Origin of the sequence: Acinetobacter sp. 243_ASPC, from assembly GCF_001054715.1 — a bacterium.
Taxonomy (GTDB): Bacteria; Pseudomonadota; Gammaproteobacteria; order Pseudomonadales; family Moraxellaceae; genus Acinetobacter; species Acinetobacter soli.
Genome location: NZ_JVOR01000091.1, coordinates 1 through 13,775 on the forward strand (window position 1 = coordinate 1; position 13,775 = coordinate 13,775).

At 45.6% G+C, this 13,775-nt stretch carries 11 protein-coding genes; 7 read left to right on the plus strand and 4 right to left on the minus strand.

Going from position 1 to position 13,775, the window contains the following annotated elements; translation table 11 throughout:
* Window positions 1–48: 48 nt before the first annotated feature.
* Both ADA42_RS10765 and ADA42_RS10770 read right to left on the minus strand, forming a co-directional pair.
* Complete coding sequence (locus tag ADA42_RS10765; protein ID WP_048765168.1) at window positions 49–588, minus strand: type 1 glutamine amidotransferase domain-containing protein; 540 nt, start codon at window positions 586–588, stop codon at window positions 49–51.
* A gap of 156 nt (window positions 589–744) precedes the next feature.
* Complete coding sequence (locus ADA42_RS10770; protein ID WP_048765170.1) at window positions 745–1,842, minus strand: zinc-binding metallopeptidase family protein; 1,098 nt, start codon at window positions 1,840–1,842, stop codon at window positions 745–747.
* 325 nt (window positions 1,843–2,167) lie between these two features.
* Between ADA42_RS10770 and ADA42_RS10775 the strand changes: the two genes are divergently transcribed.
* The 4 genes from ADA42_RS10775 to zupT all read left to right on the plus strand — a co-directional run bounded on the left by ADA42_RS10775 (window position 2,168) and on the right by zupT (window position 6,536).
* The gene (locus tag ADA42_RS10775) at window positions 2,168–3,616 is read left to right on the plus strand and encodes an aldehyde dehydrogenase family protein (protein ID WP_004944566.1); all 1,449 of its coding nucleotides are present in this window, start codon (window positions 2,168–2,170) and stop codon (window positions 3,614–3,616) included.
* Between the two features lie 396 nt (window positions 3,617–4,012).
* The gene (locus tag ADA42_RS10785; RefSeq protein WP_004944572.1) at window positions 4,013–5,491 is read left to right on the plus strand and encodes a sodium-dependent transporter; all 1,479 of its coding nucleotides are present in this window, start codon (window positions 4,013–4,015) and stop codon (window positions 5,489–5,491) included.
* A 12-nt stretch (window positions 5,492–5,503) separates the two neighbouring features.
* Window positions 5,504–5,647, plus strand: a complete 144-nt coding sequence (locus ADA42_RS17880) for a methionine/alanine import family NSS transporter small subunit (protein ID WP_004933550.1) — start codon at window positions 5,504–5,506, stop codon at window positions 5,645–5,647.
* An 82-nt stretch (window positions 5,648–5,729) separates the two neighbouring features.
* Window positions 5,730–6,536 (plus strand): zinc transporter ZupT, encoded by an 807-nt coding sequence (zupT, locus tag ADA42_RS10790; protein ID WP_048765172.1) that lies wholly within the window; start codon window positions 5,730–5,732, stop codon window positions 6,534–6,536.
* 31 nt (window positions 6,537–6,567) lie between these two features.
* On the opposite strand, the gene rsmB is transcribed toward zupT, so the two are convergent.
* Window positions 6,568–7,872, minus strand: coding sequence for a 16S rRNA (cytosine(967)-C(5))-methyltransferase RsmB (rsmB, locus tag ADA42_RS10795; protein WP_048765174.1), 1,305 nt, complete (start codon window positions 7,870–7,872; stop codon window positions 6,568–6,570).
* Window positions 7,869–8,828 (minus strand): methionyl-tRNA formyltransferase, encoded by a 960-nt coding sequence (gene fmt / locus ADA42_RS10800; RefSeq protein WP_048765176.1) that lies wholly within the window; start codon window positions 8,826–8,828, stop codon window positions 7,869–7,871. The genes rsmB and fmt overlap by 4 nt, the downstream gene beginning before the upstream one ends.
* A 312-nt stretch (window positions 8,829–9,140) precedes the next feature.
* Here fmt and ilvD point away from each other — a divergent pair, with 312 nt between their 5' ends.
* From ilvD to ADA42_RS10815, 3 genes are all read left to right on the plus strand, one after another.
* A complete protein-coding gene (gene ilvD / locus ADA42_RS10805; protein ID WP_004944583.1) occupies window positions 9,141–10,826 on the plus strand; it encodes a dihydroxy-acid dehydratase in 1,686 nt (561 codons plus the stop codon).
* 72 nt (window positions 10,827–10,898) lie between these two features.
* Complete coding sequence (locus tag ADA42_RS10810; protein ID WP_048765178.1) at window positions 10,899–12,221, plus strand: hypothetical protein; 1,323 nt, start codon at window positions 10,899–10,901, stop codon at window positions 12,219–12,221.
* Between the two features lie 186 nt (window positions 12,222–12,407).
* Window positions 12,408–13,727, plus strand: coding sequence for an NAD(P)/FAD-dependent oxidoreductase (locus ADA42_RS10815; protein ID WP_004933566.1), 1,320 nt, complete (start codon window positions 12,408–12,410; stop codon window positions 13,725–13,727).
* Window positions 13,728–13,775 lie beyond the last annotated feature (48 nt).

A 13,775-nucleotide genomic window follows, 5' to 3' on the forward strand; every position in this document is an offset into this window, starting at 1 on the left:
ACATACGTTAAGGGGGCTTTTTTATGCCTAAAATAAGTGGAAAACCACTTAACTTAATTCTTTTAAAATTGCCGCGTTAAATTCAGGAATATCATCTGGATTACGTGATGTAATCAGTACCCATCCGCCTGTATTGCAGCGATGAACGGCTTCATCTACCCAGTTTGCTCCTGCATTTTCAAGATCTAGTCGGATACTTTTATACGACGTCAGGTTTTTATCTTTAATGCGTTCTGCATTGATAAATATCCACGGCGCATGGCAAATCGCGGCGATGGGCTTTCCTTGGTCGGTAAAGTGTTGAATAATATTGAGCGCGTCTGAATTTAAACGCAATAAATCGGCATTGACGGTACCACCTGCAATGACGAGTAAGTCGTAGGCTGAGGGATCAACATCAACTAAAGCCAAATCTGGCGAATATTTTTCACCTAATTCTTGATCTCCAACAACAGTTTGAACCGCTTTGTGATGCTCAGCAGCATGCTGTGTAGCAAAACCTTTTGATTTTAAAAATTCGAGTGGTTTGATCAGCTCATCATGTTCGATACCTGCATTTGAGGTAATAAAAAGCACGTGTTTGGTCATTGTTGGTCTCGTTGTTGTCATGAGTGCTTCAAGACTAACCAATACCTTTACCCAACCGTGTTGCAGTTTTATACGTGAACTGTGTCGTTAGATCAAATTTGTAAGGATTCAATACCTTTTCGATTGAATCGCAGTCATGGAGGATGATGTTTATCTTTATATTAACTCTGAAGGATTACGAGTTTCGGGTTTGAGCGCAACTTTCATCAGCGTTCGATGAATAAATCGTAACTTATCGAGTACCCCGTTAGATAGAGTAAACGGATAAGCATCGCCCAATCCCATACTTCGATTTAGTGCATTGAGTGAGTAACTTAAAGCAAACCAGTTGTTAATGGTATGCTCAAAGTCGACAGATCCAATCGGTGATTCTTTGAAGTGCATATCCGGATCGTTTTTACGATTGGCTTCGATACACAGACCTGAATGATAAGCCGTGTCTAGGGTATCCATCATATGTAAATAATGCGCCCATGTTTCAGCCCAGTCTTCCCATGGATGTGCACAGGCATAGCGACTGATATAAAACTCTTGCCAGTTCATGATTGGCCCATTTTCATAATATTCTTGTAGCGCCCGACCATAGTCTAGTCGTTCATCGCCAAAGAAATAGCGAAACTCTTCAAGCCAATCTGGATATAAATAGGTCATGACATCAAAGTAATAATGCCCACTTTCATGACGGAAATGTCCCAAAACGGTTCGATAGTTTTCGCCCATATCGAGTCGAGTTTTTTCACGATGAACCACATCGGCCTCACTGGCATTGAGGGTGATGGTGCCCATATGATGACCAGTCATCACGGGTTGGTTTGGCAAAGGTACTAAAAAATTAAATCTTAGACCATAACGGTCCTGATCGTTTTTTTTGGGACGTGGAAAGATATTGAGTTGTTGAGTCAGATATAAAAAACGGCGTTTGGCTTGTTCAAGTCGATGCCAATACATCGTGCTGTTGTTAATGGATAAGTCCGGAATCGTATGCGTAAGCCGACACGATTCACAGTAAATATTCGGGTCATCTGCTGAAACCATCCAGTTACAGGCATGATGATGATGGTAGTTGTAGCAGGGTTTATATAACTCTCCTGCATCGTCTGGATTCAGGCTTTTCCACTTTAGTTCTTCAATTCGATCAAAAGTTCCAATCGTCTTGCGATTCACTTGATAGCCCAGCAACGCATTGCAGTTTTGACAAAAGGTATTGTTAAAAAATACCTGATGATGGCAATTGTGACAGTAGAAAACTTTCATAGGAATGATCTTTTATGACGGTAGAGAGCTGCTGGGCCTGATAAAGACAACAGTAGAAGACTTGATCAAGCTGATCAACCAATGCACATTACAGTTTCAATTATACGTGAAATTGTTGCCGATGAAATCATCTGAGCAAAGAATATGCTGGGCCATTTAATACTCGATTGAATAACATAATGATCGTAAAAGCCAGACGAGTGGCTTTGCCGAAGGTCTTTTTTTGTTACCGAAACACAGTGTATTTCCATACTCAAAACGATAATGATAAGCACATAAGTCAGAAAGAATCTATAAATTCGATAGATGACAATAAGGAACCAGAATGACAACAAGCTCCAAAAAACCAATCGAATATCCACTTTATGTGGCTGGAAAAGCCAGTAAAACTGGGCAATGGCTGGATGTTCATCATAAATATACCGGTGAGGTATATGCGCGTGTTGCAGTCGCTGATGCCAAGACTCTAGAAAAAGCGACTGTTGCAGCGGTACAAGCCGAAGCTGATATGGCAGCGCTTAAGCCGTATCAAAAGCAGCAGATTTTACTGCATTGTGTGCGACGTTTTACGCAAGAAAAAGCGCTGCTGACTGATATTTTAATAGCAGAGGGAGGTAAACCACGCGCTGCAGCCGCTGCCGAGGTTGAGCGGTTGATCAATACCTTTCAACTGGCGGCCGATGCGACCACGCAAATGGATGCTGGCCGGGTGATGCCACTGGCTGTGACGCCTGTTGCGGCAGCTTATGAAGGCATGGTGAAGCATGTTCCTATTGGGGCCTTGTCGCTGATTAGTCCGTTTAACTTTCCACTGAACCTGACCGCACACAAGATTGCACCCGCCATTGTGGCAGGTTGTCCTTTTGTACTCAAACCAGCCAGTTTGACGCCTATTAGTGCCCTCAAAATTGCTGAAATCTTGGCTGAAACTGATCTGCCACAAGGAGCGTGGTCGATACTGCCTTGTGAGCGCAGTGCGGCAGATATTTTGGTAACTGATGACCGTTTTAAAATGCTAAGTTTTACTGGTTCAGATCAGGTGGGATGGGATATGAAAGCCCGAGCTGGCCGTAAAAAGGTTACGCTTGAGCTTGGTGGCAATGCTGCGGTCATGATTGAGCCTGATACAGCGCTAACAGACGCTTTGATTGATCGTTTAATTGCGGGAGCATACGGTCAGTCAGGGCAGGTGTGTATTAGCGTACAGCGTATTTTGGTTCACAGTGATCTTTATGCCGAGCTGAAAAAGAAACTGCTGGCCAAAGTGAAAAAACTCAAAGCGGGTGATCCGGCACAGGAGTCGACAGTAGTTGGGCCAATGATCAAGGAAAAAGAAGCGGTTCGCTTAAAAAAATGGATAGACAAAGCAGAGAAAAAAGGCGCCAAAATTTTGGCAGGTGGCGAACTTAATGGTGTTTTATTTGAGGCGACGTTGTTAGAACAGGTGGATGAAAACCTCGAGATTTATAAAGATGAAGCCTTCGGGCCTGTTGCCATTTTAGAAAAATACAAAAATTTTGAGCAGGGAATTGCCAAAATAAATCGCAGTCGTTTTGGCTTACAAGCAGGTGTATACACTCAAAATCTAAACAAAATGCTGTATGCATGGGAGCATTTACAGGTGGGTGGGGTGATCATTAATGATATTCCCACTTTCAGGGTAGATAACATGCCTTATGGAGGCGTCAAAGATTCTGGTTTAGGGCGTGAAGGAATTCATTCCGCTGTTCGGGATATGCAAGAAGAGCGCCTATTAGTCATCAAAAACGGCTAAGCTTGAGTGTCCAACGCTGTACAAAAACTGTTCCACGTGGAACAGTTTTTTCTTTGAAATGCTAATATCTGTTAAGCCAGCCTGATCAACAGATCGACTAAAAACATATTTTTGCATTAAAAATCGGCAAATCTGATTGAAATGATTATCCAGTTCATGAATCAATGCATCAAAAAAGAGAAAATCTTGATAAAAACAGGTATTGTTCAAGCATAAGAAAGACAAAAACCACATGAACCATCTTTAAGGAAGAAGGAACAGTTTTTTGTCTGTTTGGGGCATGTCGTGACGCTTACCCAGCGAGGCTGCCATCAATACGTTCAAGATTTTACAGGTGGTATTTTTCTTGCAGTAATCAATAAAAATTTAAGCAAGAAAAACCAGGGAATTTATATTATGACTGATACTCGTGAAAACTGGTCCTCGCGATCAGGTTTTATTATTGCTGCGGTGGGGTCTGCCGTGGGCTTGGGCAATATCTGGCGTTTTCCTTATGTGGCTTACGAAAATGGCGGTGGTGCATTTTTAATTCCATATTTACTGGCACTGATTACCGCAGGTTTACCGCTGTTATTTCTCGATTATGCGGTGGGGCATCGCAGTAACAGTTCACCACCCAAAGCTTATCGTAAATTATTTAAAGGCGGCGAAACGCTGGGATGGTGGCAGGTCTGTGTCTGTATCGTGATTGGGCTGTACTACGCCAGTGTACTCACGTGGGCCGGTAGTTATATTTACTTCTCCGTCGGTCAAATGTGGGGCAGTAATCCAGAAGATTTTTTCTTCAATACTTATTTGCAAACCAGCAAAGCATCGGGGCTTGATCTGACTTTTGTAAGTCATTTGTTCTGGCCAATTCTGGGTATCTGGGCACTGACCTTGATTATTTTGTATGGTGGCGTGAAAAAGGGCGTAGAACTCTCCAATAAGATCTTTATGCCATTGCTCTTTGTTTTGTTTACCATTTTGGTGATTCAGTCCTTACGATTGCCAGGTGCTGTCGAAGGCTTGAATGCATTTTTTACCCCGAACTGGGCTGCCATGATGGACTATAAGGTCTGGCTTGCAGCTTATGGTCATACCTTTTTCTCACTTTCGGTGGGCTTTGGTATTATGGTGACGTATGCATCGTATTTAAAACCCAAAACCAACCTCACTGGATCGGGCCTGATTGTAGGTTTTGCCAATGCATCGACTGAAATTTTGGCAGGGATTGGGATTTTTGCGGCATTGGGCTTTATGGCGCATGCGGCAGGCAGTGAAGTCAAAGAGGTGGTCAGTGGCGGTATTGGACTAGCCTTTATTGCGTTTCCTAAAATTATTTCGAGCTTGGGTGCTGGCGCCGATCTTTTTGGTTTACTGTTCTTCTCGTCTTTGTTTGTCGCCGGTATTTCCTCGATGGTCAGTATTTTGGAAGTTCCCATTGCAGCAATGCAAGACAAGCTAAAGTGGGGACGTAAAAAAGCCGTGACCATTATTGGTGGTGGCAGTGCGGTCGTGTCGATCTTTCTATTTTCAAGCGTTAATGCCATCAAGCTGGTCGATATTATCGATCATTTCATTAACAATATTGGCATTATCGGCGGTGCATTATTGTCGATTATTAGTGTTGCATGGTTTAAGCGTACTGCTCTCAAAGCGCTTCGTGATCACGTTAATCGCATCTCGACCATTCAATTAGGTAAAGGGTGGGATTTCACCTTAACTGTAATTACGTCGCTGATTTTGTTAACCACGCTCAGCATGACCGTATATAATTTAATCAAAAATGGCTATGATACTTATAGCGCAAGTTTGCTGGGCATCTTTGGTTGGGGCAGTGTGTTGTTCTGTGCTGTGATTGCTGTGGTACTTAGTAAAATGAAAGATCGCTAGGAGAGAACCAGTATGAATAAGTTTGCAATCATTATGATGATTATCTCCATGGTCTTTGTTTGGGGCGGGCTGATTTTGTCGATTCTTCATTTGATGAAGCATCCAGAAGAGCTCGATGATGTGCTTGAGGATGTCAAAGATCAGCACACACTCTAAATAAAAGCGCCATAAAACAAATTGTAAATGAAAGTCATTATCAATTAAGATGATGGCTTTCTTGTTTTAGGATCAATAGCATATGACGGCACTATTGAGCTCCGAGGTTTTGATTGCATTTAGTGTGACCTTACTTGCAGGGCTCGCCACCCTCATAGGGGGAGCAATTGTGCTGTTCTTCAAGCAGCCCAGCTTTCGTCTGCTTTCTTTTGGTCTGGCCTTTTCTGCTGGTGCGATGATTTATATCTCACTCACAGAAATCCTGAATAAATCAATCCATGCGTTTAGCCAAGTCTTTGATGACAAGATCGGCTTTGCTTGGGGAACGGCTGCATTTTTGGCGGGTGTGGTTGGGGTATTGCTACTGGATCGATGGGTTCCTAACCCACATGATTTGGTCGAAAAAAATACAGCACAGCAGCTTGATCGGCGTCAATTGCAGCGGACCGGATTATTGACCATGCTGGCCATCACGGCACATAATTTTCCAGAGGGGCTGGCCACTTTTTTTGCAACCTTAGACAGTCCAATGCTTGGTGCACCTTTGGCAGTCGCCATCGCAATTCATAATATTCCTGAAGGGATTGCGATTGCCGTACCGGTATACATGGCCACCAACAAAAAGTCCTATGCGATCTTGGCCAGTCTACTCTCTGGTCTTGCCGAGCCAGTTGGTGCCGCACTCGGCTATTTCCTGTTAGTGCCCTACATGGGTGATCTGGTGTTTGGTATCGTTTTTGGACTGATTGCAGGCGTGATGGTGTATCTTGCACTGGATGAGCTTTTACCCACTGCCCAGCGCTATGGTCGAGGTCACGAAACAGTATATGGACTGGTTACAGGCATGGCGGTGCTGGCAGTGAGTCTGGTGTTGTTTAAATGGATCTGAGACACATCACACCGCCAGCTAAAAAATCGCGTTATGCGATTTTTTTGATGCGGCAGTAATAAAATCCGTCACCTTGTCCAAAGGTCGGTAGCAGTTGGCGTCCGTAAGCTTGCTCAATCCCCCAGTCGGCCTCGATTTTAAGCTCCGATGCGTTGGCATGTTCTGCAAAGAAGGCCTGCATTTGTTGCTCATTTTCAGGTTTGAGGATGGAGCAGGTGATATAGAGTAACGTTCCGCCGACCTTCAGTTGAGGCCATAGATTTTTCAAAATCTGCTGCTGCAACGCCACGGTTTGTGCAATATCGGTCGATTGTCTGAGTAAGCGAATGTCGGGATGGCGACGTAATACACCAATCGCCGAACAAGGAGCGTCCAGTACAATACAATCTAATACGTCGGGCGCCTGCCATGTGGTGGCATCTGCGGCAAGAATCTCAAGTCTTGAGGCATCTAACTGTAAGCGCGAAATATTTTCACTGACACGCAGTAAACGTTTGGCATCGTGATCCAGCGCAATCAGCTGCTCAGGTTTAAATGCCTCAAGCAGATGCGCCGTTTTACCGCCCGGTGCCGCGCAAGCATCCAGCACGATTTTCTGGTCTAGATCGTGCAACAAACTGGCGCATAGCTGTGCATGTTCATCTTGTACCGAAAACCAACCTTGTTGATAGCCCGGCAGCTCGGTGATTTGAACTGACTGCTCGATCACAATACCTACATCCGACCATGCACAGGCTCTGGCTTGTATCGACTGTGCTTGCAGTTTGAGCAGATAAGCATGGCGTCCGATCTGGCGCTGGTTAATGCGTAAGGTCAGCGGTGCGGTGTGTTTAAGCTGTTGGCAGAGATCATCGAGTTGTGCTGGCCAGTCTCTTTTTAATCGTTTGTACAACCAGCTTGGTAGGCCATGTGCCTGTTGTAGCTGGCTTTGAAATGTATCTGTTTCACGAGTAGCACGTCGTAAGATGGCATTCACAATCCCGCTTAAGGCATGAAAGCCCAGTTGCTTGGTGGCTGTGACGGTTTCAGAAATAGCAGCATGTGCCGGAATACGGGTACACAGCACTTGGTATAGCCCCAGATACAAACAGCTTTCGACCGTTTCGTTATTAAGGGGTTTGGTCAATAGGGGCAGGGTAATGGCTTTTAAGGCAAACCACTGACGCAACGTACCCAAGACCAGTTCGTGAAACAAGGCGCGATCACGATCCGGAATGTCATTGAGCTGCTGATGCAAAATCCCCGAGAGTGACTGACCTTGCTGCACTTTGAGTAGGGTGCTGACCACTTGGGCACGTAAATTGAGGTCTGTACTTGGACGCGGAAACTGTTTCATGCAAGTACCTGCCCAACATTAAGTTTTTGTGTCTGTGCAATCTGTACAGGATTTAATGCTTTGCCCCCTGGCCATTGTAATGCTTTAAGACAAACCACGCCTGCACCACAGCTCACATGCACGCCCTGTTTATCGATGGCAATAATCTGCCCCGCTTGGGTATCTGCTGCACTCAGGGTTGAAACAGCCGATTCCCACACCCGAAGATTATTTTGATCATCGAGTGGAATAAACGCGACAGGCCATGGGTTAAATGCCCTGATATTTCGATCGATCTGAATGGCATCTTGTGTCCAGTCAATTCGAGCTTCGGTTTTGGTCAGCTTGTGGGCATAAACGGTCTGCTCTTCGTTTTGTACTTCGCGCTCGGCCAGTAGTTTTTGTAATTGCTGCTCAGATTCAAGCACCGTGCAAATGGCCTCTGCGCCTTGTTCGGCCAGCTTTTCATATAAGTGGGCAGAGGTGTCGGTGTCTAGAATAGGGCAGTGTGTTTTTAGCAACATATCGCCAGTATCTAGTCCTGCCGCCATTTTCATGATGGTCACGCCTGTCTCAGGGTCACCTGCGGCAATCGCACGCTGAATCGGAGCTGCTCCACGCCAGCGTGGCAACAATGAGCCGTGAATATTGAGACAACCGTATTTTGGCGTATCTAACACCACTTGGGGTAAAATCAAACCATAGGCAGCAACCACCATCACATCGGCATTTAAAGCGGCCAGTTCGGCTTGGGCGCTTTTGCCCTCGTCAGTCGAAGACTTGAAATGCAAGGGCTGATACACCGGCAAATGATGCGTTAAGGCCAGTTGTTTGACTGGTGAGGGCGTTAATTTTTGCCCGCGACCTGCTTTACGGTCAGGCTGGGTATAGACAGCAACAATTTCGTGCGATGTTTGCAGCAAAGCGTCTAATGCAGATGCAGCAAAGTCAGGGGTGCCAGCAAAAATAATCTTCACACAGACATTCCAAAATAAACATGTGTACCAGTATAAGCCAAAACCCCGCTAAGCGCGAAAAAGCGCATTATTCTCGATACGATCCGCACTCAAAACCTATCAGCCATACAAAAATTTATAAAATAAAATCAAAGTCATAAAAATAGATTATGAATTACCAAAAAATTATTCATTTCACTTTGCCGTGTGTAACAAGATTTAATAGCGTTTTTTCGTTATTGTATTCAGTGACGGGCGAAAAAAACAGCATAACACCAATGAGGTGATACCCGCGTAGCGACAGGACCTTGCCTCAGCCACGGAGAAAAACGCATGAGTAATGACAAAATACGCCAGCATTCGGCACCGGTTTATGACGGGATCGAAAATGCACCTGCACGCTCGATGATGCGTGCAGTCGGATTTAAGGATGACGACTTTACCCGTCCCTTTATTGGCATCGCATCGACTTGGGCCAATGTCACGCCGTGCAACATGCATATCGATGGCTTGGCACGTGAAGTTGAGCAAGGGGTAAACCAAGCCAACGGCAAAGGTATTATTTTTAATACCATTACCATTTCCGACGGTATTTCAAACGGTACCGAAGGCATGAAGTATTCCTTAGTATCGCGTGAGATCATTGCCGACTCGATTGAGGCTGTGATTGGCTGTCAGGGCTATGACGGGGTGATTGCCATTGGTGGCTGCGACAAAAACATGCCGGGCTGTATTATGGGACTGGCGCGCTTAAACCGTCCTGGCCTGTTTATTTATGGTGGCACCATTCAACCGGGTCAGGGGCATACCGACATGATTTCGGTGTTTGAAGCGGTGGGACAGTACGCCAAAGGCGAAATCAATGCCATTCAGGTCAAGCACATCGAAGAAGTGGCGCTGCCTGGTCCTGGCTCGTGTGGCGGTATGTACACTGCCAACACGATGGCCTCTGCCATTGAAGCTTTGGGTATGAGTTTACCGGGTTCTTCAGCACAAGATGCCATTTCAGAAGATAAACGTCAGGACTGTCATCGTGCTGGCGAGGCGGTGATGAATCTGCTACGCCTCAATATTCGTCCGCGCGACATCATGACCAAAGCTGCCTTTGAAAACTCGATTAAGGTGGTGATTGCACTGGGCGGATCGACCAACGCAGTATTGCATTTGATTGCGATGGCACATAGCGCAGGTGTGCATTTAGATTTAGACGATTTTGTTCGTATTGGCAAAGAAACGCCGGTGGTGGCCGATTTACGTCCGTCAGGCAAATACCTGATGTCTGAGCTGATCAAAATTGGTGGCATCCAGCCGTTGATGAAACGCATGCTACAACAGGGTATGTTAGATGGCAGCTGCCTAACCGTAACGGGTAAAACACTGGCCGAAAACTTGGCCGAAGTAGAAGATTATCCAGCGGGTCAGGACATTATTTTGCCTTTTGATCAGCCTATCAAAAAAGATTCACACTTGGTGGTGCTCAAAGGTAACTTGTCACCAACCGGTGCTGTCGCCAAAATTACTGGTAAAGAAGGGTTGTATTTTGAAGGCCCGGCCCGCGTGTTTGAGGGTGAAGAAGGCGCGATGCGTGGTATTTTAGAAGGCGAGGTTCAAGAAGGCGAAGTGGTGGTAATTCGTGGCGAAGGCCCTAAAGGCGGCCCAGGCATGCGCGAAATGCTCAAACCCACCTCTGCCATCATTGGCAAAGGCCTAGGGCAGTCGGTGGCACTGTTAACCGATGGTCGTTTTTCTGGTGGAAGTCATGGCTTTGTCATTGGCCATGTCACGCCTGAAGCCTATGACGGCGGGCCTATTGGTTTGGTTAAAAATGGTGATAAAATTTCGATCAATGCAGAAACACGTGAGATCACCTTACATATCTCTAACGATGAGATGGACTCACGTCGTGCACAATGGAAAAAGCCAAGACCGAAATATACCAGCGGGGCTTTGGCGAAATTTGCAAAACTTGCAGTGGGTGCGGACAAAGGCGCAGTTACCGATCTAAATCTTGATCTATAATTGATCATATTGTCCCTAAATTGTTATAAACCCTTGTATGATTACAGGGGTTTATTGTTCGAGGCGCTATACATGTCACTGTTAAGACGTTGGTTTGATCCGATTCGGTCGAGTTGGTTTTATCAAAAACCTTCGCGTCAGGCGGTTTTACCAACCGATCAAGGATTGCAGATTTATCTGCGTCTAGACGATGTCTACAGTTATCTTGCCGTACAACAGCTGAATCATCTTGATGATATTTTAAGCGACGAACTTAAGCCGCTCAAAGTCATTATTTCGCGCGAAGCCGCCGCGCCGCCAAATAGTATGTCGCATGCCGACTGGCAAAATTATTGTTTGAACGACGCCAAAATTTTGGCTCGGCAGCATCGTTTTAGCTTTGATGAAACACCAGAACTTCCTACACCTGAATCTTTGCAACAAGCCGAAGTAATTTTGCGCAATACCCCGCTGACTGGTAAAGATTTTTTGTACTTGCTTGAAGATGTATTTCATATGCTGTGGCAGCAGCAATATGGCAAGCTACGAACCTTATATACCATGGCCAGTCAGCAGCATAGCCCGCAAAACTTTCCAGAACGAATTTTTAAAGATGTACCAGTGGCAGCAAGTTTCTTTGAATTTGGTGGCCGTAACTACCACGCAGTAGATGATTTACTCCGACTGGCCCGTCGTTTGCGTCAGCAAAAACTTTTGACCGGTGCACCGCTTTTTCTGATCAATCACATTGAATGGCGTGAGCATCTGATCAATGATGCTGAAGAATTGGCTCAGATTCAGGCACTCAAACCCGAGCTAGATCTGTTTATTGCGCTTGAAGATCCGATCAGTTGGTTATTACTGGCTTATATTCGTGAAGAATTGGCCAATTACTACGACATCAAGCTCAATGTGTATCCACTGCCGTATCAGGGGCGTGACTGGTTTGACTGGAGTCTGGCCACTCGTTTATCTAAACGGACTGAAGTGGCATTCACGCCGTTTTGCCGTCCGACAGAGGCTGCAACGCACAATATGGCCCAGCTGTATTATAGTGTGCCCGAAGAGCAGCAGATCGAGACCATTCATTGTATTTTAGAAGCAGTCTGGACCAAAGGACGCGACCTGTCTTTTAAGGCACACTTTGAAGCCTTGCGCCAGCAGTTGCGTATTGACAGCTTATTGCCAGAAGATGAAGTATTGCAGCGCTTAAACCACAATGATCAGGCCTGTATTGCACACCATCAACCCGATTTTCCGGTGCTGGCCTTACGAATTGATGGACAGCAATATGTGTTTAACAGCTTGTATCGTGTCTGGCTGATTGAAAGTATCTTTAGTCATGTACTGGAGCAGCAGTACAAACACGACGCGGTTGTATCATTCGCCCAATCATCTGGCGCATCAAAAAAATGAATCGTGATGCGCTTTTTAAGCATGTCGCATTGAATGAGACCAGCACAAACAGATTGATTACCTAAAACTACACAGCCGCTGTAAAAGTTTATTTTTTATTCAAATTATTCATGTTTATAATAGCTTGCAATTTTCTTATGCATGGCTGCTGATGGGTCGTCATGCATAAGAAAATTGGAGGACGTTATGTCGACTCAAAACAAGTATGCCGAAAAACAACATCGAATCGTCATTGTTGGCGGCGGTGCAGGAGGATTGGAGCTGGCCACGCGTTTGGGTAACCAGCTGGGAAAAAGGAATAAAGCCGAGATTATTTTGGTTGATGCTGCCCTCACGCATATCTGGAAACCCTTGCTGCATGAAGTTGCGGCCGGCACACTCAATTCTTACGAAGACGAGTTAAATTACTTTGCCCATGCCAGCCAGCATCACTTTGAGTTTTTTCTGGGGCGCATGATTGATATTGACCGTAAAGACAAAACGATTTTATTGGCAGCGCTTCAAGATGAAGACGGTAAAGAAGTTGCGCCAGAACGCAGTATTGCCTACGACACCCTTGTGGTTGCCATTGGTTCGACTTCCAATGATTTTGGCACTGTGGGTGCCAAAGAGCACTGTATTTTTCTCGATTCCCGACCTCAAGCCGATCGTTTTCAGCGCGAATTTTTAAGTTTATATTTGGAGGCGCAGGCTAAAAATCTGGTACAACATCATCACAAGCAGCTCAATATTGCAATTATTGGAGCGGGCGCAACTGGCGTAGAACTGGCAGCAGAATTACACCATGCAGCCAATCAATTTTCCAAATATGGCCTAAACAGTATCGACCCTAAAGATGTCAAAATCAGCCTAATCGAAGCGGCACCTCGCGTTTTGCCTGCCTTACCCAAACGGGTATCACACGACGCCGAAGCCACACTGCGTGAGATTGGTGTGCAGGTGATCAAAAATTGTCGAGTGGTCGAGATTGATGCACATACGGTCTACTGCGAAGATGAAATCGAGATTCCTGCCACCTTAAAAGTCTGGTCTGCCGGCATCAAAGCGCCCGACTTTCTGCAAGGAATTGGTGGTCTGGAAACCAACCGAATTAATCAACTGGTGGTCAATGCCAGCTTGCAAAGCTCACTCGATGAAGACATTTTTGCCATGGGAGATTGTGCCTGTTACATTCCCGCAGGTGCAGAGCGCCCAGTTCCGCCGCGTGCACAGGTGGCCAATCAGCAAGCCATCTTTTTAGCCAAAGCCATGGCGCTGCGTTTAGAAGGTAAACCACTGGGTAGCTTTGAGTTTAAAGACAAAGGCTCCTTGGTGTCGTTGAGCGATCAGAGTACCGTGGGCAATATCTTGGGTAATATTAATGTTGATGGTCTGTTTGCCCGCATGATGTACATCTCGTTGTACCGCTTTCATCAGGTGGCTTTGCATGGGGTATTCAAGACCAGCTTAATGATCATCAAAGACTTGCTCTCAAAAGGTTCTTCACCACAGCTTAAATTGCACTAACTCCATCTGCTGCTCACCTCTGTTTTAGAGCCTCAATCTTTGCTTGAG